The organism is Paraburkholderia acidisoli, assembly GCF_009789675.1.
In the GTDB taxonomy this organism is placed as follows: domain Bacteria; phylum Pseudomonadota; class Gammaproteobacteria; order Burkholderiales; family Burkholderiaceae; genus Paraburkholderia; species Paraburkholderia acidisoli.
This window is the reverse complement of record NZ_CP046916.1, coordinates 248,472-274,283: the sequence shown is the minus strand read 5'-3', so window position 1 is coordinate 274,283 and position 25,812 is coordinate 248,472. Positions and strand designations below refer to the sequence as shown.

Genomic DNA, 25,812 nt, shown 5'->3' with positions numbered 1-25,812 from the left:
GGCAAGCATGGTTCCCGAAGAAAGCATCATCGGTACGCTGCCGTCCGAATCGCGCGACACGTCGCGTGCGCTGTTCGGCAAGATCGCCTGGCGTTTGATGCCCCTATTGTTCGTCTGCTATCTGATCGCTCAGGTGGACCGCATGAACGTGGCGTTCGCCAAGTTGCAAATGCTCGATCAACTCGGCTTTTCCGAAACGGTCTATGGGCTCGGCGCGGGCATTTTCTTTATCGGCTATGTTTTGTTCGAAGTGCCAAGCAATGTTCTGTTGCGAAAATACGGTGCGCACCGCTGGATCGCCCGCATCATGATTTCGTGGGGCATCGTCTCCGCTTGCATGATGTTCGTGCATACGCCCATGCAGTTCTACGTCATGCGCTTTCTGCTGGGCGTGGCCGAGGCGGGCTTCTTCCCCGGCGTGATTTTCTACCTCACGAGTTGGTTCACACGCGAATACCGCACCAAGATGACGGCCATCTTCATGACGGCCATTGCGATCGCGGGCGTGGTGGTCGGACCGGTCTCGGGCGCGATCCTGCACAGCATGACGGGCTTGAGCGGTATCGCCGGCTGGCAGTGGCTGTTCCTGATCGAAGGCGTGCCTTCGGTGCTGCTGGGCTTTGCCACGCTGCTCTATTTGCCGCCTACGCCCGAGCGCGCCAGCTGGTTGAGCGCCGCTGAGCAGCAACAACTCGCCGCGTTGATCGCGAGCGACCGCACCGCCACCCCGGAAGTCTCCACGGCAGGCGTGCTGGCCTCCGCGCGAGTCTGGATACTCTCCGGTATCTACGGTTGCTACGGCATGTCGTTCTTCGGCTTCGTGTTCTGGCTGCCGACCATCATCAAGTCGTCGGGCGTGAAGGACCCGCTTTCCATCGGTCTGCTTTCGGCCATTCCCTGGGCGGTGGCGACCGTTGCCATGTTCTTCGTTGCCGCGCACGTGGATCGGCGCCAGAACACACGCGGCACCTTGATGGTGCTCTCGCTGCTCGCCGCGCTCGGCTGGGCTGCGAGCCCGTTCGTCGTGGACAGCGTGGCCTTGTCGATGGTGGTGCTGAGCCTTGCCATGTTCGGCTTGATGGCGTCGCTGCCCGTGTTCTGGAATTTGCCCACGTCGAGCTATCAGGGCACGGCCGCCGCCGTGGCCATTGCGTTCATTACCTCGCTCGGCAATGTGCCCGGCTTCTTCTCGCCGTATATCGTCGGCTGGATCAAGACGCTGACGAACCGGCTGGACGACGCCATGTACCTGTTCGCCGCCGTCTCGCTGCTCGCGGTCGTACTGCTCGCGCTGGTGTCGGTCCAGACCGAGCCGGCGCCGAATGGCGAGCCGACCCATCGATAAGGAATCCAGACTATGTCCAATACACTATCGAATAGCGCAATCCTGACGGCCCTGACCGAAGCGCTCGGCGACGACGTGGTCAGCCCGCGCGAACGTCTGCTCGAGCGCCGCAACGCCGACTGGAGCGGCATGCCCGGCGCAACGCCGCTCGCGCTGCTGCGGCCGCGCTCGACCGAACAGGTTGCGCAAGCGCTCGCGATCTGCAACCGCTTTCGTCAACCCGTGGTCGTGCAAGGCGGCCTCACCGGGCTCGCGGGCGGCGCGTGTACCGCGGCGAACGAGATCGCGCTGTCGCTCGAACGCATGATGGCCATCGAGGAAGTGGACGCTATTTCGAGCACGATCACCGTGCAGACCGGCGTCACGCTCGAGGCCGTGCAGCAGGCCGCGAGCGAAGCCGGTTTGATGTTTCCGCTCGATCTGGGGGCGCGCGGCAGCTGCACGATCGGCGGCAATCTCGCGACCAATGCGGGCGGCAATCGCGTGATTCGCTACGGCATGGCGCGCGACCAGGTACTCGGTCTCGAAGCGGTGCTCGCCGACGGCAGCGTGATCGGCGGTCTGCACAAGATGGTCAAGAACAACACGGGTTACGACCTGCGCAATCTCATGATCGGCAGCGAAGGCACGCTCGGCATCATCACGCGCGCCGTGCTGCGTTTGCGGCCGCGCGCCGGCGCGCTCGCCACGGCATGGTGCGGACTGCCCGACTACGCGGCCGTCACGCGCCTGCTCGGCGAAGCGCAGCGGCACTTGTCGACAGGCGTCTCCGCGTTCGAGGTGATGTGGCCGAGTTTCGTCGACTACATGCTCGGCAACGTGCACGGCCTGCGCGCGCCGCTCGACACGCCGCATCCGTTCTACGTGCTGATGGAATCGGCAGGCGGCGACGAAGCGAGCCATCAGCAGGCATTCGAGGACTTTCTCGCCGCGATGCTCGAGGCAGGCGTGATCGCCAATGCGTCGATCGCGCAATCGCAAAGCGACGCGGGTGCGTTCTGGCGTATTCGCGACGCCACTGCGGAATTCCCGATTCTGATGCCCGATCTGATCGCGTTCGACGTGAGCTTCGCCATTGCCGACATCGGCCGCGCCGCGCAGCAATGCGACGAGGCGTTGCGCGCCACGTGGCCCGGCAGCACGGTGCTCACGTACGGCCATCTCGGCGACGGCAATCTGCATCTGATCGTGCAAGTCGCGGGCGCGGACGACTCCACGGTCAACGCCGTGGAAGCACTTGTGTACGGCATCGTGCGCGAATACGGTGGCTCGGTATCGGCCGAACACGGCATCGGCAGCAAGAAGCGCGATGTGCTCGGCCACACCCGCGCACCCGCCGAACTCGCGGCCATGCGCGCGATCAAGGCGGCACTCGACCCGCACGGCATCCTCAATCCCGGCAAGGTGTTGCCCTCGATATCTTGACGCGCTTCGCGCGCCTCGCCTTTCGAAGGCGGTGCGCGCCGTTTCTCCCGCAATCCCGCCGCATCAACCCCAAAAAAGCCAGCAACCGCAAGAGGTGAACAACATGAAAAGGTTCGCAGCACTTTCATTAGGCATGCTGACGATCAGCACGGGTGCCTACGCGCAAAGCAGCGTTAGTCTGTACGGCATCATCGACGACGGCTTGACGTGGTCGAGCAATCAGGGCGGCCACAGCGCGTTGCAGATGCAAAGCAGCATTTCGCAGGGCAATCGCTGGGGCATCAAGGGCACCGAAGATCTGGGCGGTGGCAGCAGCGCGATTTTCCGGCTGGAAAGCGGCTTCAACGTGAACACGGGCGCGCTGAGTCAGGGCGGCCGCATGTTCGGCCGTCCCGCTTACGTGGGCTTGTCGAACGCGCGCTACGGTACGCTGACACTCGGCCGCCAGGACGAAGAGATCGGCGATTACATCGGCCCGTATTCCGCGAACGCGCGCTTGCCGGGCGGCATTCTGTTCCCGCACCCCGGCGATCTGGACAACAACGGCATCGACTTTCGCCTGCAAAACGCGGTCAAATACGTGTCGCCGGTCATGGCCGGCCTGACCGGCGTAGCCGCGTACAGCTTCGGCGGCACGGCCGGCAATTTCGCGCGCAACAGCGCGAAGTCGTTCGCGTTGCAGTACGTGGGCGGCGCGTTCGAGTTCGCCGCCGCCTACACCGCGATCGACCATCCGGCCACGTCCGTCACCGACGGCGTCTGGCTCGCGAGCAATACCGTGGACGGCAACTACGGTCTCGCGGCGGGCAGCTACAAGGTACTGGGCCTCGGCGGCATGTATACGCTCGGTTCGTTCAAGCTCAGCGCCACTTGGACGCACACGCAGTTCGGCGATCTCGACGCCACGCTCGGCGCGAAGATCGGCGGTCACGTCACGTTCAATATCGGCGAAATCGTCGCGAGTTATCAGCTCATGCCCACGCTGCAACTGGGCACCGCGTACAGCTACACGCTGGGCTCGGTCTCGGCCACCGGCCAGAAACCGCACTATCACGAGGTGGATGCGAGCGCCGACTATTTCCTCTCGAAGAGCACCGACGTCTACGCAACGGCGACCTACATGCGTGCGGGCGGCGGCGCGGTGGCCGATCTCGCGCCCGTGCTGGCGCCTTCGACCTCGGTGAATCAACTCGCGCTGCGGCTCGGCATACGCAAGACCTTCTGACGCGTGCGCCTCACGCGGCCGTCGCCTGGAGAAACCGGTCGGCGGTCATGGGCTTGCCGAGCAGATAGCCTTGCAGCGTGTCGCAGCCCAGTTCGGTGAGCAGCGCGCGCTGCTCGGTGGTTTCCACGCCTTCCGCGACGATCTTGAGCTTGAGCGTATGGCCGAGCGCAACAATGGCCGCGACGATCGCGGCGTCTTCCGAGCCGCGCGACAAGTCGCGCACGAAGCCGCGATCGATCTTGAGTTCGGCGGCGGGCAAGCGCTTCAGATACAGCAAGCTCGAATAACCCGTGCCGAAGTCGTCGATCGAAATTCTCACGCCCGCCTGGCGTAGCGCGCGCAGTATCGACAAACTCGCCTCGACATTCGCCATGGCCGTGGATTCGGTCACTTCGAGCGTGAGGCTGCCGGGATTGAGTTGATGCCGCGCCAGCGTTTTGCGCACCGTGTCGATCAGATCGGCATGCGCGAATTGCACGGGCGAGAGATTCACGGCGATGGTCCAGTCGATATGCCCGGCGTCGTGCCACGCCCGCATCTGCCGGCACGCCTCGTCGAGCACCCACACGCCGATCGGCACGATCAGGCCGGACTTTTCCGCCACCGGAATGAACTCGGCGGGCGGAATCATGCCGAGCGTGGGATGCACCCAGCGCAACAGCGCCTCGGCCCCCACGATCGAACCGCACGGCACCTGAAATTTAGGCTGATAGTGGAGCGCGAGTTCGTGCTGCGTCAGCGCGCGGCGCAGGTCCTGAATGATCTGCATCTGCGCATGCACGTTGACGTTCATCGACGTTTCGAAAAAACAGTAACTGTTGCGGCTCGTGAGTTTGGCGTGATGCATGGCCGCGTTGGCATTCGCCAGCACGTCCTGCGGATGAACGCCGTTGCCGGGATAGATGGCGATGCCCACGCTCATCGACACACTCAATTGATGGCCCGTGACCGGAAAGGGCGCGCCAATCACTTTAGTGAGTTTTTCGGCGATGGCGGCGGCGTCCTGCGGTTCGCCGATCTTGATCAGCAGGGCGAAACCGTCGCCGCCCACGCGCGCCACGGTGTCGCTGCCGGGCACGGTCTCCACGATGCGCCGCGCGGCGTCGATCAACAGCAGGTCGCCGACATGATGGCCATACACGTCGTTGACGGCCGTGAAGTTGTCGAGCCCCATGAACATCAACGCGTAACGCGAATTGCCCAGCGCCGAGCGATGCATGGCCTGCTTGAGGCGGTCGTCGAGCAGCGTGCGATTGGGCAGTTTGGTGAGCGCGTCGTGCAGCGAGAGATAGTTCAGTTCTTCGTTGGCCTGCGCGAGCGAAGTGGCCAGCATCGCGGTGCGCGCGTCGAGCCGGTGGTCGAGCACGGAAACGATCAGCGCGATCGACAAGGCCGCCAGCGTCACGATGATGACGACCACCGCGAGCCATTGCGGATCGACGCCTTCGCCCGCCGCCATGCAGACGCTGCCCGCCTCGAAATGCGCGGCGGCCATGCCGGTGTAGTGCATGCCGAAGATCGCGCAGCCCATGATGACGGCCGCGCCCACGCGCAGGCGGCGCACGCGCCGCGACGGCTTGCGCAGGCGAAACGCGATCCACAACGCGGCGCCCGAAGCGGCCACGGCAATCGCGAGCGAGAGCGCGAACAACGCCGGATCGTACTGAATGACCGGGTTCATGCGCATCGCGGCCATGCCCGTGTAGTGCATGGCCGCGATCGCGAATCCCATCAGCAACGCGCCCGCCAGCAACCGATGCCCCGGCAGCGTGACTTGCCCGACCACCGAAAGCGCGTAGGCCGAAGCCCCGATGGCGATCAACAGCGAGAGCAGCGTGATGCCGGGATCGTAGCCGAGCGGGATGGGCAGACTGAAGGCGAGCATGCCGACGAAGTGCATCGACCAGATACCGAGCCCCATTGCGCAGGCGCCGCCCGCATGCCACCAGCGCGCGGCCCGGCCTTTCGCCGAAGCGATTCTTCCCGCCATGTCGAGCGCCGTGTAGGACGCCAGAATCGCGACAAGCATCGAGCAGGCCACCAGCATCTGGTTATAGGTGCTCACCAGCATCGAGTGATTCCTTCGTCCCGAGTGAATTGGCTACGGCACAAAGGATCAGATTACGCGAGTTTTCCGCTTCTCTCCTACCCCGAAAATCACTCTATTCTTTTCGCATAAAAACGGCGGTCGGGAACGGTCAGAATAAATCTCACGCGATACTTAGGCATGCTTGCCGATGCCGGTAAAAGTCGATGCGACGACGCGCAAGAACGTTGCGCATCGCGCCGAACCGGCAATATTGATGCTTCCGGCGATCGCTTATGGTGCATAGGCGGAAAATACGACCGGAAAACCGTGAGTGAGTTTTACGAAACCTGGGCCGCCTTGCGTCGCCATTGACTCACCACGAGCCACAGCGCGGAGATCAGAAAATAGACCGCGCCCACCGCCGCATACCCGCCGATTTTCTCGATGGCGGGTGTGGGCGCATTGGACTGCACGATAAAGAACGTCCCCGCCAAGGCCGACTGCGCGCCGCTCAAAATCATCGCCCATTGCGCGCCGAAGTCTTTCCAGCGGCGCACGGCCGTGCCGAGTTGCATCAGCCCGGCGAGAATCGCCCATGCGCCGAACACGTCCAGTACCCAATGCGCGCCCGCTCGCAGTGCGACGAGGGCCGCGAGCGCCGTCAACACGCTAATCACGAAGTTGAGCGCCTGCGTGCGGTTGGCGGCCGCGCCGCCGCTGCGCGCCATATCAACGTAATTGGCGAGCGCGTCCCACGCGGGATACACGACGAGCAGCGCGGCCGCGGCGCCCGGCGAGTGCCGCCCGAGGCTGAACGCGAGCGCCACCCAAAGCGCGGAAAACGCCGTCCGCACAAAGTAATACTGCATGAGCCAGCGCGTTTCCGTGGCGCGGGCGGTATTCACATGTCGATCGTTCATGGCAACTCCTGTCCGGTTCGTCGCGGCCGTGTGCGCGGGTGCGCGGGTGCGTCCCCGCATGCTGTTGCGGCACGGCCTGCAGTGGGAAACAGCATCGCATTGCGCGGCGCGCGGCGGCATCGGTCGAATGACCGACCCGGCGCATGCGGCGTCACGCGCCGTGCCTTATAGTGGTCGCTCTTTTCCGCGTCATTCCGCCGATACACCATGACCGCAGACGAAGCCCGTCTCTCGCCGCTGCGCGTGTTCGACGCCGTGAAGGCACTCGCCTTTATCGGCGACTTGAGCATGGGCCAGCCCACCGACCACTCGCCGCGCACGGCCTGGCTCGCGGCGCGACTCGCGCACGCGGCGCAACTCGACGCCGCCGCCTGCGACACCGTGCGCGAAACCTCGCTGCTGCGCTGGTCGGGCTGCACCGCCAATGCGGGCGGCTTCGCCGAGCTGTTCGGCGACGACGTCCAGGTGCGCGGCGCCATGCTGGAAAACCGCTCGGGCTGGGCGAAGCCGCTGGAAGGCCGTGGCGATGTCGGCGCCCTGCTCGCGCCGCTCGCGCAAATCCACTGCGAAGTGTCCGGCGAAGTCGCACGCATGCTGGGCCTCGCGCGCGAGACCGAGCGCGCGTTGCGCCACATTTTCGAATCGTGGGACGGCCACGGCGTGCCCGCGCAACTCGCGGGCGAAGCGGTGCCGTTCGCGGTGTTCGTGGTGGGGCTGGCCGGCGATCTGGAAGCGTTGGGCCGCGCGCATGGCGTGGCGGCGGCGCTAGCGCTCGTCGCGCAACGTTCGGAGACGCGCTATCCCGCGCGCCTCGTCGCGATCGCGGCACAGCATGCGCACGAATGGATCGCGGAACTGGATCGCGCCACGCCCGGCGAACTCGACGCCGCGCTCGCCACGCCGGCCATGCAGCAGACGACCTCGGCCGAACTGATCGCCGACGTCATCGACCTGAAACTGCCGTGGATGACGGGCTTTTCGCGCGCCGTCGCGGCCACGGCCGCGCAATGTTGCGCGCGGCTCACCGCAGACCCGGCCGCGCCGCTGCGCGTCTATCGCGCGGGGCTGATCCACGGCATCGGGCGCGCGGCGGTACCCAATGGCATCTGGAACGCGACCACGCGCTTGCCCGAGAGCGCATGGGAGAAAGTACGGCTCGTGCCGTACTGGACCGCGCGGGCGGGCAAGCAGGCGGGCGCGCTGAACGAGGCGGCGGAACTCGCGTCGCAGGCGTACGAACGGCTCGACGGCTCGGGCTATTTTCGCGGCGCACGCGAGGCTGCGCTAACGCTCGAAGCCCGCGTGCTGGCCGCCACGGTGGCATGGGTCGCGTTGCGCTCGGCACGCCCGTGGCGCGCGGCGCTTTGCGCCGAAGAGGCCGCGCGGCAGTTGCATGACGACGTGGCCGCCGGACGCTTGAGCGGCGAGGTGGTCGACGCCCTGCTCGCCGACAGCGGCGTGACCGCGCCGCGTCCCGCCGGTGGCGGCACGCCGGGTGCGCGCGCATCGGCACAAGGATCCTCACAAGCATCCGCGCCGCTCTCGGCACGCGAGATCGACGTATTGCGCGCCATTTCGCGCGGTGCGAGCAACAAAGAGGCCGCGCGCGCATTGACGCTGAGTCCGAGCACCGTGCGCACGCACGTCGAAAGCGTGTTTCGCAAGCTCGAGTGCTCGACGCGCGCGGCGGCAACACTCAAGGCGGCCGCGCTGGGCCTGCTGTAGCGCGCTGCTATGATGGCGGACTCGTTTCGCCCATTCCGCCTTCGCTCATGCAAATTCTGGTCGACGCCGACGCCTGCCCGGTCGTCATCAAGGACATCCTGTTCCGCGCGGCGCGCCGCACGGAAATCGTCGTGACGCTCGTCGCCAATCAGGCGCTGCGCACGCCGCCCTCGCCGTTCATCAAGTCGATCCAGGTGCCGGCGGGTTTCGACGCCGCCGACGCGCGCGTGGTCGAACTCGCGGCCGCGGGCGATCTCGTCATCACCGCCGATATCCCGCTCGCCGCCGCCGCGCTGGAGCGCGGCGCGCACGTGCTCGACACGCGCGGCAACTGGTTCACGCGCGAGAATATCCAGGAGCGTTTGACGATGCGCGACGTCATGGAGCAATTGCGCAACTCGGGTATCGACACGGGCGGCCCCGCGCCGTTCAGCGCGCGCGACAGCAAGACCTTCGCGAGCCAGCTCGACCGGTTCCTCGCGCGGCATGCGCCGCCGCGAAACGCATGACACTCACGCGCGGCGCTTCGCGCGAAACGCCTGCAAACCCTTGTTGGCCTGCGCCTGAATCGCCTTCTGCACGAACGGCGTCCAGCCGAGCAACAGGCCCTTGAAGCCCAGCGCCTGCCGCGACCAGCGCCACACGTCGAAGCGGTCGCGATGCTCGACGATGCGGCCGTCGCGAAACACGAAGCGCGCCTCGATACGGTTCTCCACCTTGCGTCCGCTCTGCGTGAACACGTAGCGCGCGACCCAGTGCGCGCGGCCGCTGCGGTCGTCGGCTTCCACGTCGCCGAAGGTCAGCGAGAAGTCCTGTGCGCGCGCGGTGAGCATGCGCCACATGTCGCGCGCCGCCTCGCCGCGCAGTTCGCCAAAAGCGGGGTCGCTGAAGACGACGTTATCGTCGTAGCAGGCGGCCATGGTTTCGGCGTCGAGTTGCTGGAACGCGGTGTAGAAGCGCGCGATGAGGTCGGCGTTGGGATGGGGCATGGGTGATGGGGACGGTGATCGGGGCAAGACCGCCATCTTGCCACTACGCGAGCAAGGTGAGCCAGGACAATTCGCTCGATAACCCGATGATCCTGCAACGGCCGCTCGCCGCTAAAGTTCTCGCCACGGCAGGGAATCAGATTTCAGCGCATTTTCTCGCCGTGCGCGTGCTGTTTGTCGATGCAGGGCACGCGCGAATAGCGCGCTTGAGAGGCTGGATCCTCGAACCAAAGCGATCGCCAGGGATCGCCAGGAGTCGCGTTTTACCGAGCTTATCGGCCGGATTCGACCTGATCGGCGCGAGTCGCGCTAGCGGCATCCGATGATCGGGCGGCCGCCACGCTGGTCAGCCATTGGTCGATATCGTCCACGACCTTGGCGTCGATACCCCAGTAGCCATGCGGCGACCCGGAACTACAGGCGTTGTTCGACTGCCAGTTGCCGCCTTCCTCCATCAACACCGTGGCTTGCGCGCGCGGCATGGCCGCGGCGATGTCGCGCGCTTTCGAAGGCGGCGCGACGCGGCAACGATCGTCGCGATTGGCGACCACGAGCGCCGGAATCCGCACCGCCTCCGGGTGCACGTCGAACACCGTTTCATGCGAGCGCCCGAGCACCGAGACCGACTCGCTCAGCACCACGCCCGCGAGTTCGCCCGCTTGCGCCATCGACGCGGCGCGCATGGCGGAGATCGCGCCCTGGCTCGTGCCCATCACCCACACGGGGCGGTCCGTCAACGTATGCGCATAGGCCAGCACCTCGCGTACGACCGCAGCGTACTGCGGCGTGCTGCGTTCGCCGCGCAGCGACTCGCGGCCAATCGCGTCGACGATCAGCACGCCGTAGCCGCGCTGCGCCCACCGCTCACGCGTGCGCACCACGAAGTTCTCGCCGTTGCGAATCTGCCCGTCTTGTTCGATGCCGACGTCGCCCGCGCCGCCGGGGAACATGACGATCAAGCCGCGCATCGCCGCACCCGGAGCGTAGAACAGCACGCGTTGAGACGCGCCGTCCTGCAAGGCGAGATCGTGCACGGCGACCTGTCTTGCGGACTCGGCGGCTGGTGTGGGAACAGTGCCTTGAGCATGAACCGGCATCGACGCGACGACGGCAAGCAAGGCGCAGCCGAGCGGCTGCCAGGGCGAACGAGGGCGAATGAGTGACACGGGCGAGGTTCCGGAAAATGAAGCGATGACCGGACGTGACGCTCACTCCGGTGGACGCGGAGCGTACAACGCCGGCGCGGGCGCTGTAAAAGACGTTTGAGGCACAGCCGCCATATGCGGTGCGTATGCCAGCGGCGCTGGCGACTGCGATCGCGACCCGGACGACAACGTCCAGGGCAACGTCAGGGCAGCGCGGCCTCGTCGCCGTCGCGGAACGCCTTGACGAGGTCCACGAACGCGCGCAACCCGGGTGCGAGATGGCGCTGGCTCGGATAGTAGAGATACAGGCCGGGAATGGCCGGACACCAGTCGTCGAGCAGGCTCACGAGGCGGCGGCGCGACAATCCCGCCTGCGCGTACGGCTGCGGCACGTAGGCAATGCCGAGCCCGGCCATGGCCGCTTCGACCATCAGCGTGTTGCTGTCGAGCGTGAGCGCACCGGGCGGATCGATCGTGATCTGGCGGCCGTGACGCGCGAATTCCCAGCGGTAACGTTTGCCGCCCGGCAGCCGCTGCCGGATGCAGGTGTGCTGCAGCAGATCGCGCGGCGCGGCGGGACGCCCGCGCTTGCGCACGTAGCCGGGCGAGGCCACCGGGATGAAGCGCAGATCGTCGCCGAGACGCACGGCCACCATGTCCTGCTCCAGCGCCTCGCCGAGCCGCACGCCCGCGTCGAAACCCTCGCCGACGATATCGACGAAACGCCCTTCGGCCACGAGGTCGAGTTCCATCGACGGATAGCGCGCCAGAAACTCGGGCACGACCGTTTGCAGCAACTGCCGGATCGCACCTTCGCTGCCGTTGATGCGCAGCGTGCCCGTCAACTGCTCGCGCGACTCGAACACGTCGCTGAGCGCCGCGCTCAACTCGCCGATCAGCGGATCGATTCGCCGCAGCAAACGCTCGCCCGCTTCGGTGAGCGAGACGCTGCGCGTGGTCCGGTGCAGCAGGCGCACGCCCAGTTCGCTTTCGAGCCCGCGCATGGCGTGACTGAGCGCCGAGCGCGAGACGCCCAGTTGTTCGGCCGCCTGGCGAAAACTGCGCCGCTCGGCCACGGTGATGAATGCCTGCAGATCGGCAAATGTGGGTTGCTTCATTGTTGAATTTCCTTCACCAGCCCATACGCATTATGCGGTCTTCCGGTTGCAATGCGCCGGTTCTACGATAAACGACATTCACCACGAACGGAGGCAATCGTGACCCAGCACTATTTCATTACCGGCACGTCGAGCGGACTCGGCCGCGGTCTGACTGAAAGGCTGCTCGCGCGCGGCGATCGCGTTGCCGCGACCGTGCGGCAGGCCGACGCGCTGCACGAACTGCAACAGCGTTACGGCGATCGCCTGCTGGTGCTCCAGTGCGATCTCACCGAGGCGCGCGCCGTGCAAACGAGCGTCGCACGCGCGTTCGAGGCCTTCGGCCATCTCGACGTGATCGTCAACAACGCGGGCTACGGCCTGTTCGGCGCGGCGGAAGCGCTCAGCGACGCGCAGATACGCCGCCAGATCGACACGAACCTGCTCGGCTCGATCGCCGTGATTCGCGCGGCCTTGCCTGGGTTGCGCGCGCAACGCAAAGGGCTGATCGTGCAGGTGTCGTCGGAAGGCGGCCAGATCGCCTACCCCGGCTTCAGTCTGTATCACGCGACGAAATGGGGTATCGAAGGCTTCGTGGAAGCGGTCGCGAAGGAAGTCGCGCCATTCGGTATCCGCTGTCTGATCGTGGAACCGGGGCCGACCTCCACGCAATTCGGCGCGGGGCTCGACCATGGCGAATGGAGCGACGCTTACGACGGCACGCCCGTGGACGAAGTGCGGCGCGCCATCGAGGGCCGCTCGGGCGCCGTGTTCGCATTCGCCGACGCCGACAAAACCGTCGACGCGATGCTCCACGCCATCGACAACGAGCCGCGGCCATTACGCCTTGCGCTCGGACGCTCCGCGTACACCTCGATTCGAAGCGCCTTGCAGGCGCGCCTCGCGGAAGTGGAGGAGCAGGAAGCCGTCGCGAATTCAGTGATGCCCGAATCGCGTTGAGTGCTTTTCGCCACGCGTTTTTTGCGGCTTCGGAACGCCCGTTTCGAAGCCGCGTAATCCATATTCGCCGAGTCGATACCGCATGAAAACTCACTCACGCCACGATCGCGGCAATCGCGAAACGCGTGGGACGTAACGTGCGTTTTGCATGAGGCGCACGCTAGTTTCGCGTTGGGACAAACCCGCATCTCGCGCAGACCATTCGGTCGCGTGGCAATTCTTACCTCGCCTTCGCAAACCCTCGAATTACCCGTAAAAACGCCTTCTGCTCGACCGAACGTCGCGCGTGCCGATCCTTAGAATTCCCATCTAACGACGCACCTCGCCGATGTTTTAACTCTTCAGTTAATTCGCATGCGAATTCTCTCGTTCAGGAATAGGGAGTCGCGCCGTAAACGTCAGATGTAAGCGTCCGGGGCGTCGATGAGACCCTGAATAGAACGCGATGCAGCCGGTCGAGACCCGTGGTTTCACGTCAAATCAGAGCCGGAAAGAACCAAACGAATCCGTATCGCAAGCACGACACGGATGCTGAGAGAGAGGGCCATTGACATGAAACTCAACCTGTTGTCCCGCGCCGCAATTGGCGCACTGATCTGCGGCGCCGCCGCGAGCCTCGCGGACGCCGCGACGTATTCGAACGGCACCGCCACCGCGACCTTCACCGTGTCGCTCACGCTGCAGGCGAACTGCACGATCAGCGCGAACCCGCTCAGCTTCGGCACGAACGGCGTGCTGACCTCGGCGATCAACCAGCAGACCACGGTGGCCGTGGACTGCACCAACACCACGCCGTACAACGTCGGCCTCGACGGCGGCACGGTGACAGGCTCGACCGTCGCGAACCGTCTGCTCGGCGGCACCGCGAGCGGCAACACGGGGACGACCGTCGCGTTCCAGCTCTACCAGGATTCGGGCCGCACCACGCTGTGGGGCTCGACGCAAGGGACGAACACGTACGGCGGCACGGGTACGGGCGCCGTGCAGACGATCCCCGTGTACGGCCAGATTCCCGTGCAGACCACGCCGCGTCCGGATACCTACCAGACCACGGTGACGGCGACGGTGTACTTCTGAGCGGCTGGGAGAGCGAGATGACCGTGCTCCGTCACTGGTGGCGCACCGCGTGCTGCGCGCTCGCGGCCGCGTCGTGCATCGGCGCGGCGCATGCGGCCACGCTGCAGATTTCGCCCGTCATGGTCGTGCTCCCCAAAGGCGCGAACGCTTCGGGTCTCACGCTGCGCAATTCGGGCGACAAACCGATCTACGGCCAGGTGCGCGTATTTCGATGGAGCCAGGCCAACGGCGAAGACTCGCTCACGCCCACCCAGGACGTGGTCGCGAGCCCGCCGATGATCGAGATCGGCGCGGGCGGCGAACAACTCGTGCGCCTCGTGCGAACGGCCGCCGCCGCGACCGGCAGCGAGCAAAGTTATCGCATCCTGATCGACGAATTACCCGAACCCGACACCACGCCCGCCAATGGCGTGTCGATTCGCCTGCGCTACTCGGTGCCGGTGTTCATCGACCCGGCGAGCGAGCCGACCGGCGAGCCGAATCTCTCGTGGCGCGTGCGTCACACGGAGGCCGGCTGGACGCTCGAAGTCGAGAACACGGGCCGCCGTCGCGCGCAGATCGCGGGCGTCGAGATCGTCAACGGTGCGGGCAACGCCTACGCCATCAACAAGGGGCTGCTCGGCTACGCACTCGCGGGCTGTGGACGCCAGTGGCAACTGCCGCTGCCGGCCGCGGCGGACCTGAACGGTCCGCTCAAGGTGCGCGCCGCGGTCAATTCCGTGCAGACGGAAGCGTCGGTGGTCGCCCGCTGACGCGCGCGGCCATCCCGCCCCCTTCTTCCGCTTCCTCACGTAGCGCGCGATCGGCGCGGCGCCGCCGTGCCGACGCCGCTCGCCGCCGGGTCTTGTCGCGTGTTCCACGATGTCCTACGAACAGCTTGCTTCGCTCGCCGCGGTTCATGCCGCAGCAGGGCATTCGCTCAGGATACCGAAGCATATGGCCACCCGGCGACGCCCCGATCGCTTGCGCACGCGCGTGCGCCTGTTCGCGGCCCTCGCATTGGCAGCGGTGGCGATCGTGTGGGCTGAGCGCGACGCGCGCGCGCAAACCACGTTGCCCGCGCCAGCCGCCCCGTCTTCGCAAGGCGACGACAACCCCGATGTGCTCGCCGCGCGCCCGCGCGGCAAGCTCCCGCCCGCGCAAGGCGACCTCTACCTGGAAGTCACGCTCAACGGCCAGCGCACCGCGCTGATCGCGCATTTCCGCCAGCGCGACGGTCATTTGTACGCCGATGCCGGGGACCTCGACGCCATCGGCCTGCATCTCTCCAATGCACAGTCGAAGGCCGCCGAGATCGCGCTCGACAGCTTGCCGGGCCTCCATTATCAGTATGACGAAACATCCCAGTCGATTACGATCGACGCGCCCGACCTGCTGCGCAAGGTCTACGTGTTCGACACGCGCGCGGCCGATCGCGCGCCGCAGGCCAGCGCCTCGCGCGGCTTCGTCTTCAACTACGACGCGTATGTGCAGCAAGCGGGCGGCACGGAAGCCGCGCTCTGGTCCGAGGAACGCTACTTCGACGCACACGGCGTGCTGAGCAACAACGGCACGGCGTATCTCTACGGCACGATGCACCGCTACGTGCGCTTCGACACGTGGTGGCGCGGTTCGAATCCGAACCGGCTCTCCACCACGCAATTCGGCGACACCATTTCGTCGTCGCTCGACTGGAGCCGGTCGCTGCGCATCGGCGGCTTCCAGTGGCGCAGCAACTTCGCGCTGCGGCCCGATCTCGTGACGTTTCCGGTGCCTTCGCTTTCCGGCTCGGCGGTGGTGCCGTCGTCGGTCGATCTCTACGTCAACAACGTGAAGCAGTTCAGCGGCACGGTGCCGGGCGGACCGTTCGTCATCAGCAACGTGCCCGGCATCACGGGCGCGGGCGAAGCCACCGTGGTCACGCGCGACGCGCTGGGCCGCGCCGTGACGACCACGGTGCCGCTCTATATCGACACGCGTCTGCTCGCGGCGGGACTGTCGAGCTATTCCGTCGAAGCCGGTTTCCTGCGGCGCGCGTATGGCCTCGAATCGTTCAGCTACGATCCGAACCCGGTGGCCAGCGCGTCGTGGCGGCGCGGCGTGAGCGACCGGCTGACCGTGGAAGCGCATGCCGAAGTCACGGGCGGGCTCTACGACGCGGGCGCGGGCGCGCTCCTGCGCATCGGCCAGCTCGGCGTGATCAACGCGTCGCTCGCCGCCTCCGCGGGGCACCTCGACGGCGTGCAGGGCGGTATCGGCTACCAGCTGATCGAGTCGGCGTTCTCGATCGAACTCAACACCTTGCGCGCCACGCGCCATTACGGCGACCTCGCCGCGCGCGACGGCGCACCCGTGGCGCGCGCCACGGACCGCGCGACCGTCAGCGTGCCGCTGCCCGGAAACGAAACGCTCGCGTTCAGCTATATCGGCTATCGCTATCCGAACACGCCCACCGCGCACATCGGCTCGATCTCCTATTCCGTCAACGCCTTCAACCTGGCCTCGGTCACCGTCTCCGGGTTTCGCGACTTCGCGGCTCGCGCGTCGTCGGGCGTGTTCCTGAGCGTGAGCATCGGCCTCGGCAACCGCACCTCCGTCAACGGCAGCGTGGGCCGTCAATACGGCGGTACGACCGACAACCTCAACGCGTCGCGCACGCCCGATTACGACGGCGGCTGGGGCTGGGCCGTGCAGGACGGCGGCAGCAACGCCATGCATTACCAGCAGGCGCAGGCGCAATATCTCGGACGCTACGGACAACTGACGATGATGGGTCAGGCGATGAAAGGGCAGATGGCCGCCTCGTTCGACGCGTCCGGCGCGCTCGTGCTGATGGATCGCGCCGTGCTGCCCGCGCGCCGTATCGACGACGGCTTCGCGCTCGTATCCACCGATGGGCTCGCAGGCGTACCCGTGCTGCACGAGAACCGCGTGATCGGCACGACCGACAGCCGCGGCCACCTGCTGGTGCCCGACCTCAACGCGTATCAGAGCAATCTCGTTGCCGTCGACAGCATGGGGCTGCCCGCCGAAACGCATATTGCCACCACGCGCGCGACCGTCGTGCCGCAAGCGCAATCGGGCGTGCTCGCGAGCTTTGCGGTGACGCAGTATCGCGCGGCCTCGGTGATCTTGCGCGGCCCCGACGGCGAACTGCTGCCGCCCGGCACGCGCGTGCATTTGCGCGAAAGCGGCACCGACACCATCGTCGGCTACGACGGCCTCGCGTTCCTCGACAACCTGCAAGCCGAGAATCATCTGCTGATCAGCGCGGGACACCTGCACTGCACGGTCGATTTCCGCTACGTGCGCCCCACCGACGGCTCGCTGCCCACCTTTGGCCCCTACACATGCCATCCCGTTTCCGGAGACTCGCGATGACCCGCTCCTCACGCCGCTGGCCCATCGTGCTGTTCGGCGCCCTGCTCTGCGCACTCGCGCTGCTGCTGCCCGCGCGGGCGCACGCGCAAACCTGTTCGGCCACGGTGTCGCCAATCTCGTTCGGCGTGGTGAGCCCGATCACGCGCCAGCCCGTGGGCGGCTCCGGCACGATCAGCGTGACCTGCAACTGGACCGTGGTGTCGCTCGCGCCCACGGCGCTCGTATGCCTCAATCTCACGGCCGCGCAACCGCGCACGATGGCGATGGCGGGCGGCAGCGCGACGATGCAATACGACCTCTACAGCGACCAGGCGCATACGATTGCGTGGGGGTCGGCGGCGGCCGGAACCACGCCAATTTCCGTGTCGGTATCGCAGCCGCTATTGGGCACGAGCAATACGGTCACGTTTCCCTACTATGGGCTGATCGCGGCGAATCAGCCCACGCTACCCACCGCGGGCAACGGCGACACCTCGTACTCGCACAGTTTCGGCGCGAGCGAAACGTCCCTCACGTACGGCTACTATCTACTCGGCCTGCTCGGGCCGCCGGGCTGTTCGTCGATGACCACGAGCGGCGGCGGCTTCACGTTCGCGGCCTCGGCCACCGTCACCAACAATTGCAGTATCGGCGCCACCGATCTCGTGTTCCCGTCCTCCGGACTCCTGACCAAATCGCTTACAGCCACGGGCACGATCACGGCGCAGTGCACGAACGGCGACGCGTATCGCATCAGCCTGAGCGGCGGCGCCACGGGCCTGCCCGCGTCGCGCAAAATGACGCTCGCGGGCGGCACGGCCAGGGTGGCGTATCAGATCTACGCCGATGCGCAGAACCAGACGGCGTGGGGCGACAACACGGGCGGCACGACCGCCGTGACGGGCGTGGGCACCGGCAGCACGGCTTCGTACACAATGTACGGCCTCGTGCCAGTGCAAAGCACGCCGCAACCGGGTAATTACAGCGACTCGATCACGGCGACCATCAGCTTCTAGCGCGCGTTAAAACGCGATGGCATTGGTGAGCGATTGCACCGCCGCCTGGTTCAGATAGATCTCGAAGTTCTGCGGCGTGTTCGTGCCGAGCGAGTCGATCTGGGACGGCGTGCCGTCGCGAACCAGCACGGCGCTGAAGATCTGGCCGTTGCTCTGATAGTAGACGCGGTATTCCGTGGTCGGACTGTTGCGCGCCGCCGTGGCAACCCACGCACGCGTGCCCGCGAGCGTCACGATCTGGCCGTCGGCGAGGTTATAGGTCTTGTCGTCCGAGGCACTCGTGTGCGGGAAAAAGCCTTCGAGCGTGGTGGCCGTGGTCGCGCACGCGGTCACGCTCGCGCCCGTGGTGGCCGGCGTGGCGCAATCCCCCACTTCCACGGTGTCGCCCACGAATTGCCGCGTGGCTTTCGCGTAAGCGGCGCCGCTTTGCCACGTTGCCGAGGTGTTGTAGAGCGACGCGCCGTTGAACGTATTGGTCAGCACGCCAAACGCGCTGCCCGAGGCGAGTTCAGACGGCGAACTCGCAATCGTGCCCGTTAGCGGCACCGAAACATATTGGGTGACGAGCAGCGTTTCGACCGCTGTCGTACCGTCTTGCGCGTATAGCGTGCTCTGGATATTCGCGCCGTTATAGCTGACCTGAATTTTTTGCGGCAACGCCTCGACCACCACCGCGCCGTTGACGAGGAAGCGCGGCGCGGTTTGCGTCGGAACACTCAGTTTCGGGTCCACCGTTGATGTACCGATGGTCATCATTTGCGGACCGGCGGAAGCCGGACTTTGCGGCAGGCTTTCATTGGTCGTGAACAAATACGAATTGGCCGGATTAACGCTGATCGTGCTCGTGGACGAGGTGGAAATCGCGAGCGACGCATTCAAAAGATGCTGGCCGCCGTTTTGCGCCAGCGCGACACGCTCGTAGGCCTGTTGCGTAGCGCTGAGATTGGCGCTGGCCGCGGGCGTGGACGACGAGCCCCCGCCTCCGCAGGCCGCCATCAGCAATGATCCGGCCATGCCCATGACCAGCCCCGAATATTGAAAGCGATTTGATATTTTCGTGTTATTCATTATTTATTTGTAAGTTAACGACGTTAAATCATTTTCGATTGCTAATGTATCGCAAGCAATGGAAAGCGGTTCGCCGTTAATCAAATAAATAATCCGTAATGTGGCGCGTTGCGTGTTATGGCGAACATTGAGCGCTAGCGCCCGCGGCAAACAGCCTTGGCGCTGCCCATATTTACCGGCAACGTGAAATCAAAACGGTAGAAATGACGTCGACTAAAAGACGGCAAAGCCAGGGCGAGACGAATCGCCCTCAGCTCAACTCCGAGAGATTGACGAGCGCGCGGTCGCCGTCGTCTTGCGCTTCGTCCGCGCCGCGAAAAGTCTGCTCGCTATAGGCGATGACCTTGAAGCCGCCGCCGGCCGAACGTTCGATGGTGATGCCCCAGTGCCAGCCACCTTCCTGCTCGAAAACGTGGAGCCGGGGTCCCGCAGCCTGACATGGCGTTTGAAAGATGTTCATGTGCAGCCTCCCTGAGTGGGAATATCGTCATTGACGATTGTCTCGATGGGAGCAGTCTATAAATCCCAATGCTGCGACGCAATGCGGATTAACGTGGACGTGAGAACCCTGAGAGGCGATGTTTGAATTCTACGCACACCAATCGGGCAAAAGCCCTGCCGAGAGTGTGCCTTCTGGATACCCGCCGGCGCTCATTCGCACCAGCGCGATGCCATCGCGCACCAACACGTTTCCAACCCGCCCGTTATGATGGCGCGCGACGTGCTTTTCGCGTCATGCTTCTCTCTTCCGCCACTCGCGAGACTCGTATGAATAACGCAACACATCGGCTCGACCTGTCGTCCCATCCGCGTTATGACCTGCTCGAAGGCCCCACGCCCATTCAGCCTTTGCCGCGCCTGAGCGCGCATCTCGGCGGCGTGAATCTGTTCGTCAAGCGCGACGACCTCAACGGCCTGGGCGGCGGCGGCAACAAGCTGCGCAAGCTCGAATTCCTGCTCGGCGAGGCGCTGGCCGCGAGCGCCGACACCCTCATCACCGTGGGCGCGCGCCAGTCGAATCACGCGCGCTTGACGGCGGCCGCGGCGGCACGCGCCGGCTTGCAGTGCGAACTCGTGCTCACGCGCGCGGTGCCGCGCTTCGACGCCGACTATCTGGAAAACGGCAACATCGTGCTCGACGATCTGTTCGGCGCGCACGTTCACGACCTGCCGGGTTCGGCCAACGCGCTCGAATTCGCGAACGCTCGCGCAGAAGCATTGCGCGCGCAAGGCCGCGACGTCTATGTGTGTCCGCTCGGCGGGTCGAGCCCGGTGGGCTGCCTCGGCTACGCGGCATGCGCCGCCGAAATCCTCGCGCAGTCGCAAGCGCTCAACACACCGTTCGCGCGCATCGTCGTGCCCAACGGCAGCGGCGGCATGCATGCGGGCCTCGTCGCGGGGTTCGCCGCGCTCGGCGTCGATCCCCAACTCGTGCAAGCATTCACCGTGTATTCGAAAGCCGATCACGCGCGCGCGAACACGCTCGACAAGGCCAACGCGACCGCGCGGGCAATCGACGCGGCGTTGACGATTGAAGCGCCCGCGGTCGTCATCGACGAAAGCCAACTCGGCGACGGCTACGGCATTCCCACCGATTCGATGCGCGAAGCCGTGCGGCTGATGGCCTCGAAAGAAGGGCTGCTGCTCGACCCCGTGTATAGCGGCAAGGCGTTTGCCGGTTTGATCGCCGACGTGCGCGCGGGGCGGCACGCGCCGGGCGACAACGTGCTGTTCGTCATGAGCGGCGGCACGCCGGGACTGTTCGCCTATCGCAGCGCGCTGTGAGTGGGGCGGCAACGGCATCGTCGCGTGCGCGCAACGGGCGCTGACCCGGAACGACGCCCGGCGAGCGTTCTCGCCCCGCCGACCGGCCGGCCGGTTACTGAAACCGGCCGGCCTCGTTTTCCCGCCAAGGAGCCAAAATGACCGACGACGAACGCGCGATACGCGAGCTGATCGACACGTGGATGGCGGCCAGCCGCGCCGGTGACACGGACACCATCCTGAGCCTGATGACCGACGACGTGGTGTTCAGCGTGCCCGGCATGGAGCCCTTCGGCAAGGCGGCGTTCGAGGCCGCATCCCGCGCCCAGCAAGGCATGCGCGTGGACGGCACGGCGCAGATCGTCGAGTTGCAGGTGCTCGGCGAGTGGGCGTTCGTGCGCAATCGCATCGAGATTGCCGTCACGCCGCCGGGCGCCGCGCAGCCCGTGCAGCGCGCCGGTTACACGCTCACGCTGCTGCGCAAGGCAGCCAGCGGACGCTGGCTGCTCGCGCGCGATGCCAATCTCGTCGACGTGAAAAAGTAGGCGCTGCCGACGGAATTTCGAAAAATTCCGTCGGCATCAGAAAACCTGATCGATTCGTTCAATTTATTGAGTTTCCCTTAATCGGGCGCTTGCGGCAAAGTGACGCTCATACGCCGGAGCTCTCTCTTGAACCAACGCATCGATCCGTCCCTTCTCGCCCCGCCCGATCTGTCGTACGCGACGCTCCAATCGGGCATTGCGCTGCCGTTCCTCGAACGCGGCGAAGGCGAGCCGCTGCTGTTCGTGCATGGTTCGCTCTGCGATTACCGCTACTGGATGCCGCAACTGGACGGCCTCGCCGACCACTTCCGCTGCATCGCGCCGAGCCTGAGCCACTACTGGCCCGCCGCCGACGCCGTGATCCAGGACGACTTCGGCTGGGACAGCCACGTAACGGAACTCGCCGACTTCATTTCGGCGCTGGGTTTCGAATCCGTGCACCTGGTCGGTCATTCGCGCGGCGGCTCGATCGCGTGGAATCTCGCGCGCCGTTTCCCGCGCCTCGTGCGTTCGCTGGTGCTCGCCGACCCGGGCGGCCCGCTCGCGCGCAAGGACGAAGACGCCGCCGCCATGCCGAGCGCGACCAATGCGCTGCGCACGCGTGCCGCCGACTTCATCCACCGCGGCGAACTCGAAGCGGGCCTGGAATTGTTCGTCGATTCCGTGAGCATGCCCGGCGCGTGGAAGAAGAGCACCGAAGGCTTCCGCCAGATGGCCATCGCCAACGCGACCACGCTGCCCAAGCAGTTGCAGGACCCGCTGCCCGCCTACGCACCGGGCGCCGCTGGCGAGATCAAGTGCCGCACGCTGCTGATCGACGGGCAGCGCAGCCCGCTCATGTTCCGCAACAACGTGGAAGCGCTCGAACAGTGGACCGGTTACGCCCGCCGCGTGACGATCAAGGGCGCGACGCACGGCATGAACGGCACGCACCCCGATATTTTCAACAGCCACGTGCATACGTTCATCACGCAAGGTTGATGAACACCGCAGCGCGCGGTCCCTCGCCGCGCGCTCGCATCACGTTCCGCGCGCGAGGCGCGCGAACAGGTCGACGTCCCCCATCTGCCCGCCCTTGAGCATCAGTTCGATGCCGTCCAGACGCGCGTCGTCCGCGTGCAGGCGGCATAGCGCGACACCCGGCGCGAGCGTCGCGCGATACGAAAGCGCCCACGCATCGAGCGCGCGCACCGCGAAACTCGACGTGTCGCCGCCCGCCACACCCACACGCCGCACGCTCGCACGCTTCAGCACGCCATCGAGCAGCGCGCCGCAGGCACGCGCGAGCGCATTGTCGGCTGGCGACGCAGCCCCCTCGACACGCGTGCGATCCGTATAGGCGAGCACGTGATGGCCTCGTGCGAGTTCGGCGCCGATCGCGGCGATCTGCGCGGCGAGATATGCGTCGCCAGTCATGCGCGCGGGGTCGAGGCGCACGCGAACATACGCGTTCGCCGCTTCGATCTGCGCCGCCGTGCGCGGAGAAAGACTGCCCGCGAGCACGAACACTGGCCCCTGCGCCGCGCCAATCGCGCTCGTATCGGCGTGATCGTGCAACGCCGCGGAATGCGCCCACGCCTGCGCCACGCTGCTCGCGCCCACGGCGAGCAACGGCGCAAGCGCGGCCCGCTCGCGCATTACGCCGCCAATCGCACGCAAGTGCGCCGCGTCCTGCACGTCGAACAACAGCGCATCGGGCGCTTCACGCAGCGCATCGTTCACGTGTGCCGATAACGCCTTCGCCTCGAGCGCAAGCGCCCGCCAGTCGACAGACGTCACCGCCTTCACGCCCTGTTCACGCAGATGCGCGCGCAAGTCGGCTTCGTGCATGGGCGTCACGGGATGCGCGCGCATGGTTGGATGACGGTCGATGCGGTACACGGGCGCGCGCTCGTCCGCGCCGCTTGCCGCGAACAACTGACCGAACACGCAGTAGCGCCGCAAGTCGGGCTGACCGCCCACGATCACGCGCAGCGGATTCGCGCAATACGCGCGCAAGGTTTGCAGCGCCACGCCGATGCTGCCCACCTGCGGCGCACTGTCGAACGTCGAACACACCTTGTAGTGCACGAGCTTCACGCCCAGCGACGCGAAACGCGCGCCCACGGCGTTCAGTTCCGCGCGCATCGCCTCGGGCGCCATCGAGCGCGCCGCGCCCGCGATACCGATCGCATCGAGTTCGCCGCAATGCCGCAAACGCCATTCATCAGGAATCCCAAGGAATAGCAGCGTGCGCAACCCGGCTCGCGATAACTGCGCGAGCGTGTCGGTGGCTCCCGTGAAGTCGTCGCCGTAGAACGCGTACTCCGGCGCGCTCATCGCTTGCCGCCGAAGTACTGCAGTGCGCGTTGCAAGGCGGGGCGCGTGCGCGCGTAGTCGTCGATGTCGATGCCCGCCTCGAGCGCCGCCCACGCGTCGCGCACGCTCGCCACGCCCGCCGCCGCGCCATCCGGGTGTGCGAGAATGCCGCCGCCGCACATGAACAGCAAGTCGGCGCTGGGCACGGCCTCGCGCGTGGCGCGCGCCGTGCCCGCCCATTGCCCCGACGAGAACGCGGGCATCACCACGTCGTCGAACGCCTCGGTGAGCGGCGTGGCGCAATCGCGCGCAGACTCGATCACCTCGGCATCGCTCTGCGCGAACTTGCCGCCCAGGCCATGCACGTGCATATGATCGACGCCGGCAAGCCGCCACAGCGTTTGATACGCCTGAAACGACATGCCGAGCGCGGGATCGCGCGACATCATGCCGTAGCCATTACGGTGCGCGTGCAGCACGAGCGGCGTGGAGCGCCGCAGCGACTGCAGCGCTGAGAACCCGCACCAGTTGATGCTCGCCATTACGCACGCGCCGCCCTCGCGCTCCACGAGATCGGCGTGGCGGCGCATGGCGTCGAGATCGTCGGTGATATTGAAGGCGATCATCACGTTGCGCCCCGAGCGCTCCCGATAGCGTTTCACTTCGTTCATCACGGCACGCACGCGCGCTTCGAGCGGCGCATGCGCGGGATTCGCGCACACTTCGTCGTCCTTGATGAAGTCGATGCCGGCTTCGCAGAGATCGCGCACGAGCGCCGCCGTTTCCATCGCATCCATGCCCACATTCGGCTTGATGATGGTCCCGACGATGGGCCCCTGCGCCACACCGGTGGCCGCGCGCGTGCCGCGTACGCCGTGCCGCGGCAGCTCGAAACGCGCGCGATACGCGGCGCTCACGCGCAACGCCGTGAGCCGCATGCCGGTCGTTTCGCCGAGATCGTAGAGATTGCCCGCCACGGTCGCGGCGAGCGTGGGCAAGTTCGCGTCGAGGTTGGCGACGGGAAACCCGAGCGTCACGCGCGCGCGCCGGTACGGTCCGCCCGTGCCCTGGCGCGTGAGCCAGGCGCTCGCGAGACTCGGCTGCGCCACGGCTTCGAGTTCGTCGATACGCAGCACGCTCGCGCGGCTGCGCGCACGCAGCGCGTCGGTTTCGTTCTGCACGCGCACGAACGTGCCGCTCGATTGCTCGCCCGCCATCACGTCCGCCACGCGTGCGGGATCGAGCGGCGTTTCGATCAGGTAATCGGCTTCGATGGTGTCGTGGGCCAGCGTCATAGCGTGCTCAGGTCGGGGAACGCGCGCACGGGATCGCGGCCGTCCCAGTTCAACGATTCCGCGCGAATCAGGTCGAACAGCTTGCCCTTCGGCCCCGCCACTTCGGAGAGTTCGATCACCGTGCCGGGGTGCGTTTCCGTATCGAAGTACACGAAGCGGCCATTGCTGCCCACTTCGCCGCTCATCGCCACTTTGAAGCCGTGCGCGAGCAGACGATCGAGATCCGCGTCGAAGCGCGTGGTCCAGTACGCGTTGTGCTGCAGGCCGGTGTTTCCGGCCGCGAGAAAGTCGCGATACATCGAAGGCGCGTCGTTGCGCGTCTGGATCAGTTCGACCTGCAACGGCCCCGAGTTCGCGAGCGCGACCGAGTTGTGCACTTCGTAGGCCTCGCCGCGATAGCGATAATTCACGATCGGCACGCGCTCGTTGTAGAACCATGGCCCCACGCCGAGCACGCGGCTCCAGTAATCCATCGCGGCCTCGATGTCGCGCACGACATAACCGGCCTGTCTGATCTCGCCGAAATAGCGGCTCATAAGCGTCTCCACGC

23 protein-coding genes are annotated in these 25,812 nt (G+C 66.0%); 13 read left to right on the top strand and 10 right to left on the bottom strand.

The annotated features are described in order from the left end of the window. Positions 1–7: 7 nt before the first annotated feature. The 3 genes from FAZ98_RS29770 (at position 8) to FAZ98_RS29760 (ending at position 3,995) form a co-directional block, all read left to right on the top strand. Positions 8–1,345 (top strand): MFS transporter, encoded by a 1,338-nt coding sequence (locus tag FAZ98_RS29770; protein WP_158957034.1) that lies wholly within the window; start codon positions 8–10, stop codon positions 1,343–1,345. Between the two features lie 12 nt (positions 1,346–1,357). After that, the gene (locus tag FAZ98_RS29765; protein WP_158957032.1) at positions 1,358–2,770 is read left to right on the top strand and encodes an FAD-binding oxidoreductase; all 1,413 of its coding nucleotides are present in this window, start codon (positions 1,358–1,360) and stop codon (positions 2,768–2,770) included. A gap of 103 nt (positions 2,771–2,873) precedes the next feature. Continuing rightward, a complete protein-coding gene (locus FAZ98_RS29760; protein WP_233273010.1) occupies positions 2,874–3,995 on the top strand; it encodes a porin in 1,122 nt (373 codons plus the stop codon). Positions 3,996–4,005: 10 nt separating this feature from the next. On the opposite strand, the gene FAZ98_RS29755 is transcribed toward FAZ98_RS29760, so the two are convergent. Further along, positions 4,006–6,066: a putative bifunctional diguanylate cyclase/phosphodiesterase gene (locus tag FAZ98_RS29755; RefSeq protein ID WP_158957030.1), complete on the bottom strand. Its 2,061-nt coding sequence runs from the start codon at positions 6,064–6,066 to the stop codon at positions 4,006–4,008. Positions 6,067–6,362: 296 nt separating this feature from the next. After that, positions 6,363–6,944: a DUF308 domain-containing protein gene (locus FAZ98_RS29750; protein ID WP_158957028.1), complete on the bottom strand. Its 582-nt coding sequence runs from the start codon at positions 6,942–6,944 to the stop codon at positions 6,363–6,365. A 207-nt stretch (positions 6,945–7,151) separates the two neighbouring features. On the opposite strand from FAZ98_RS29750, the gene FAZ98_RS29745 reads away from it, so the two are divergent. Next, positions 7,152–8,669 carry an HD domain-containing phosphohydrolase gene (locus tag FAZ98_RS29745; protein WP_158957026.1) on the top strand — a complete coding sequence of 506 codons (1,518 nt, stop codon included), beginning with the start codon at positions 7,152–7,154 and terminating at the stop codon, positions 8,667–8,669. Positions 8,670–8,716: 47 nt separating this feature from the next. After that, positions 8,717–9,178: a YaiI/YqxD family protein gene (locus tag FAZ98_RS29740; RefSeq protein WP_158957024.1), complete on the top strand. Its 462-nt coding sequence runs from the start codon at positions 8,717–8,719 to the stop codon at positions 9,176–9,178. Positions 9,179–9,181: 3 nt separating this feature from the next. On the opposite strand, the gene FAZ98_RS29735 is transcribed toward FAZ98_RS29740, so the two are convergent. From FAZ98_RS29735 to FAZ98_RS29725, 3 genes are all read right to left on the bottom strand, one after another. Further along, the gene (locus FAZ98_RS29735; RefSeq protein ID WP_158957022.1) at positions 9,182–9,658 is read right to left on the bottom strand and encodes a nuclear transport factor 2 family protein; all 477 of its coding nucleotides are present in this window, start codon (positions 9,656–9,658) and stop codon (positions 9,182–9,184) included. Positions 9,659–9,930: 272 nt separating this feature from the next. Beyond that, positions 9,931–10,824: an alpha/beta hydrolase gene (locus FAZ98_RS29730; protein WP_199272484.1), complete on the bottom strand. Its 894-nt coding sequence runs from the start codon at positions 10,822–10,824 to the stop codon at positions 9,931–9,933. Between the two features lie 182 nt (positions 10,825–11,006). Continuing rightward, positions 11,007–11,921, bottom strand: a complete 915-nt coding sequence (locus FAZ98_RS29725) for a LysR family transcriptional regulator (RefSeq protein ID WP_158957020.1) — start codon at positions 11,919–11,921, stop codon at positions 11,007–11,009. 99 nt (positions 11,922–12,020) lie between these two features. Here FAZ98_RS29725 and FAZ98_RS29720 point away from each other — a divergent pair, with 99 nt between their 5' ends. The 5 genes from FAZ98_RS29720 to FAZ98_RS29700 all read left to right on the top strand — a co-directional run bounded on the left by FAZ98_RS29720 (position 12,021) and on the right by FAZ98_RS29700 (position 18,292). Beyond that, positions 12,021–12,860 (top strand): SDR family oxidoreductase, encoded by an 840-nt coding sequence (locus tag FAZ98_RS29720; RefSeq protein WP_158957018.1) that lies wholly within the window; start codon positions 12,021–12,023, stop codon positions 12,858–12,860. Between the two features lie 552 nt (positions 12,861–13,412). After that, the gene (locus FAZ98_RS29715) at positions 13,413–13,937 is read left to right on the top strand and encodes a Csu type fimbrial protein (RefSeq protein WP_158957016.1); all 525 of its coding nucleotides are present in this window, start codon (positions 13,413–13,415) and stop codon (positions 13,935–13,937) included. Positions 13,938–13,954: 17 nt separating this feature from the next. Continuing rightward, a complete protein-coding gene (locus FAZ98_RS29710) occupies positions 13,955–14,689 on the top strand; it encodes a fimbrial biogenesis chaperone (RefSeq protein ID WP_158957014.1) in 735 nt (244 codons plus the stop codon). Positions 14,690–14,873: 184 nt separating this feature from the next. Then, positions 14,874–17,297 carry a fimbria/pilus outer membrane usher protein gene (locus FAZ98_RS29705; RefSeq protein ID WP_158957012.1) on the top strand — a complete coding sequence of 808 codons (2,424 nt, stop codon included), beginning with the start codon at positions 14,874–14,876 and terminating at the stop codon, positions 17,295–17,297. Next, on the top strand, positions 17,294–18,292 hold the full coding sequence (locus FAZ98_RS29700; protein ID WP_158957010.1) for a Csu type fimbrial protein: 999 nt from the start codon (positions 17,294–17,296) through the stop codon (positions 18,290–18,292). The genes FAZ98_RS29705 and FAZ98_RS29700 overlap by 4 nt, the downstream gene beginning before the upstream one ends. Before the next feature lie 6 nt (positions 18,293–18,298). Here FAZ98_RS29700 and FAZ98_RS29695 read toward each other — a convergent pair whose 3' ends face one another. Both FAZ98_RS29695 and FAZ98_RS29690 read right to left on the bottom strand, forming a co-directional pair. Next, on the bottom strand, positions 18,299–19,306 hold the full coding sequence (locus tag FAZ98_RS29695; RefSeq protein WP_233273009.1) for a hypothetical protein: 1,008 nt from the start codon (positions 19,304–19,306) through the stop codon (positions 18,299–18,301). 304 nt (positions 19,307–19,610) lie between these two features. Further along, a complete protein-coding gene (locus tag FAZ98_RS29690; protein WP_158957006.1) occupies positions 19,611–19,820 on the bottom strand; it encodes a hypothetical protein in 210 nt (69 codons plus the stop codon). A 308-nt stretch (positions 19,821–20,128) separates the two neighbouring features. Here FAZ98_RS29690 and FAZ98_RS29685 point away from each other — a divergent pair, with 308 nt between their 5' ends. The 3 genes from FAZ98_RS29685 to FAZ98_RS29675 all read left to right on the top strand — a co-directional run bounded on the left by FAZ98_RS29685 (position 20,129) and on the right by FAZ98_RS29675 (position 22,650). Next, positions 20,129–21,145 (top strand): D-cysteine desulfhydrase family protein, encoded by a 1,017-nt coding sequence (locus FAZ98_RS29685; protein ID WP_158957004.1) that lies wholly within the window; start codon positions 20,129–20,131, stop codon positions 21,143–21,145. Positions 21,146–21,282: 137 nt separating this feature from the next. Further along, positions 21,283–21,669: a YybH family protein gene (locus tag FAZ98_RS29680; RefSeq protein WP_158957002.1), complete on the top strand. Its 387-nt coding sequence runs from the start codon at positions 21,283–21,285 to the stop codon at positions 21,667–21,669. A gap of 126 nt (positions 21,670–21,795) precedes the next feature. Next, a complete protein-coding gene (locus FAZ98_RS29675; RefSeq protein WP_158957000.1) occupies positions 21,796–22,650 on the top strand; it encodes an alpha/beta fold hydrolase in 855 nt (284 codons plus the stop codon). Between the two features lie 39 nt (positions 22,651–22,689). On the opposite strand, the gene FAZ98_RS29670 is transcribed toward FAZ98_RS29675, so the two are convergent. Genes FAZ98_RS29670 through FAZ98_RS29660 form a run of 3 tightly spaced genes read right to left on the bottom strand, consistent with a single transcriptional unit; the run spans position 22,690 to position 25,798 of the window. After that, positions 22,690–23,988, bottom strand: a complete 1,299-nt coding sequence (locus FAZ98_RS29670) for a four-carbon acid sugar kinase family protein (protein ID WP_158956998.1) — start codon at positions 23,986–23,988, stop codon at positions 22,690–22,692. After that, positions 23,985–25,262: a ribulose-bisphosphate carboxylase large subunit family protein gene (locus tag FAZ98_RS29665; RefSeq protein ID WP_158956996.1), complete on the bottom strand. Its 1,278-nt coding sequence runs from the start codon at positions 25,260–25,262 to the stop codon at positions 23,985–23,987. The genes FAZ98_RS29670 and FAZ98_RS29665 overlap by 4 nt, the downstream gene beginning before the upstream one ends. Beyond that, positions 25,259–25,798, bottom strand: coding sequence for a VOC family protein (locus tag FAZ98_RS29660; RefSeq protein ID WP_158956994.1), 540 nt, complete (start codon positions 25,796–25,798; stop codon positions 25,259–25,261). The genes FAZ98_RS29665 and FAZ98_RS29660 overlap by 4 nt, the downstream gene beginning before the upstream one ends. Between the last annotated feature and the right edge of the window lie 14 nt (positions 25,799–25,812).

Bases quoted from the DNA above. Each gene is read 5' to 3' on its own strand.
- FAZ98_RS29770 (WP_158957034.1), top strand. From the start codon at position 8: ATGGTTCCCGAAGAAAGCATCATCGGTACGCTGCCGTCCGAATCGCGC.
- FAZ98_RS29765 (WP_158957032.1), top strand. From the start codon at position 1,358: ATGTCCAATACACTATCGAATAGCGCAATCCTGACGGCCCTGACCGAA.
- FAZ98_RS29760 (WP_233273010.1), top strand. From the start codon at position 2,874: ATGAAAAGGTTCGCAGCACTTTCATTAGGCATGCTGACGATCAGCACG.
- FAZ98_RS29755 (WP_158957030.1), bottom strand. From the start codon at position 6,066: ATGCTGGTGAGCACCTATAACCAGATGCTGGTGGCCTGCTCGATGCTT.
- FAZ98_RS29750 (WP_158957028.1), bottom strand. From the start codon at position 6,944: ATGAACGATCGACATGTGAATACCGCCCGCGCCACGGAAACGCGCTGG.
- FAZ98_RS29745 (WP_158957026.1), top strand. From the start codon at position 7,152: ATGACCGCAGACGAAGCCCGTCTCTCGCCGCTGCGCGTGTTCGACGCC.
- FAZ98_RS29740 (WP_158957024.1), top strand. From the start codon at position 8,717: ATGCAAATTCTGGTCGACGCCGACGCCTGCCCGGTCGTCATCAAGGAC.
- FAZ98_RS29735 (WP_158957022.1), bottom strand. From the start codon at position 9,658: ATGCCCCATCCCAACGCCGACCTCATCGCGCGCTTCTACACCGCGTTC.
- FAZ98_RS29725 (WP_158957020.1), bottom strand. From the start codon at position 11,921: ATGAAGCAACCCACATTTGCCGATCTGCAGGCATTCATCACCGTGGCC.
- FAZ98_RS29715 (WP_158957016.1), top strand. From the start codon at position 13,413: ATGAAACTCAACCTGTTGTCCCGCGCCGCAATTGGCGCACTGATCTGC.
- FAZ98_RS29710 (WP_158957014.1), top strand. From the start codon at position 13,955: ATGACCGTGCTCCGTCACTGGTGGCGCACCGCGTGCTGCGCGCTCGCG.
- FAZ98_RS29705 (WP_158957012.1), top strand. From the start codon at position 14,874: ATGGCCACCCGGCGACGCCCCGATCGCTTGCGCACGCGCGTGCGCCTG.
- FAZ98_RS29700 (WP_158957010.1), top strand. From the start codon at position 17,294: ATGACCCGCTCCTCACGCCGCTGGCCCATCGTGCTGTTCGGCGCCCTG.
- FAZ98_RS29695 (WP_233273009.1), bottom strand. From the start codon at position 19,306: ATGGCCGGATCATTGCTGATGGCGGCCTGCGGAGGCGGGGGCTCGTCG.
- FAZ98_RS29690 (WP_158957006.1), bottom strand. From the start codon at position 19,820: ATGAACATCTTTCAAACGCCATGTCAGGCTGCGGGACCCCGGCTCCAC.
- FAZ98_RS29685 (WP_158957004.1), top strand. From the start codon at position 20,129: ATGAATAACGCAACACATCGGCTCGACCTGTCGTCCCATCCGCGTTAT.
- FAZ98_RS29680 (WP_158957002.1), top strand. From the start codon at position 21,283: ATGACCGACGACGAACGCGCGATACGCGAGCTGATCGACACGTGGATG.
- FAZ98_RS29670 (WP_158956998.1), bottom strand. From the start codon at position 23,988: ATGAGCGCGCCGGAGTACGCGTTCTACGGCGACGACTTCACGGGAGCC.
- FAZ98_RS29665 (WP_158956996.1), bottom strand. From the start codon at position 25,262: ATGACGCTGGCCCACGACACCATCGAAGCCGATTACCTGATCGAAACG.
- FAZ98_RS29660 (WP_158956994.1), bottom strand. From the start codon at position 25,798: ATGAGCCGCTATTTCGGCGAGATCAGACAGGCCGGTTATGTCGTGCGC.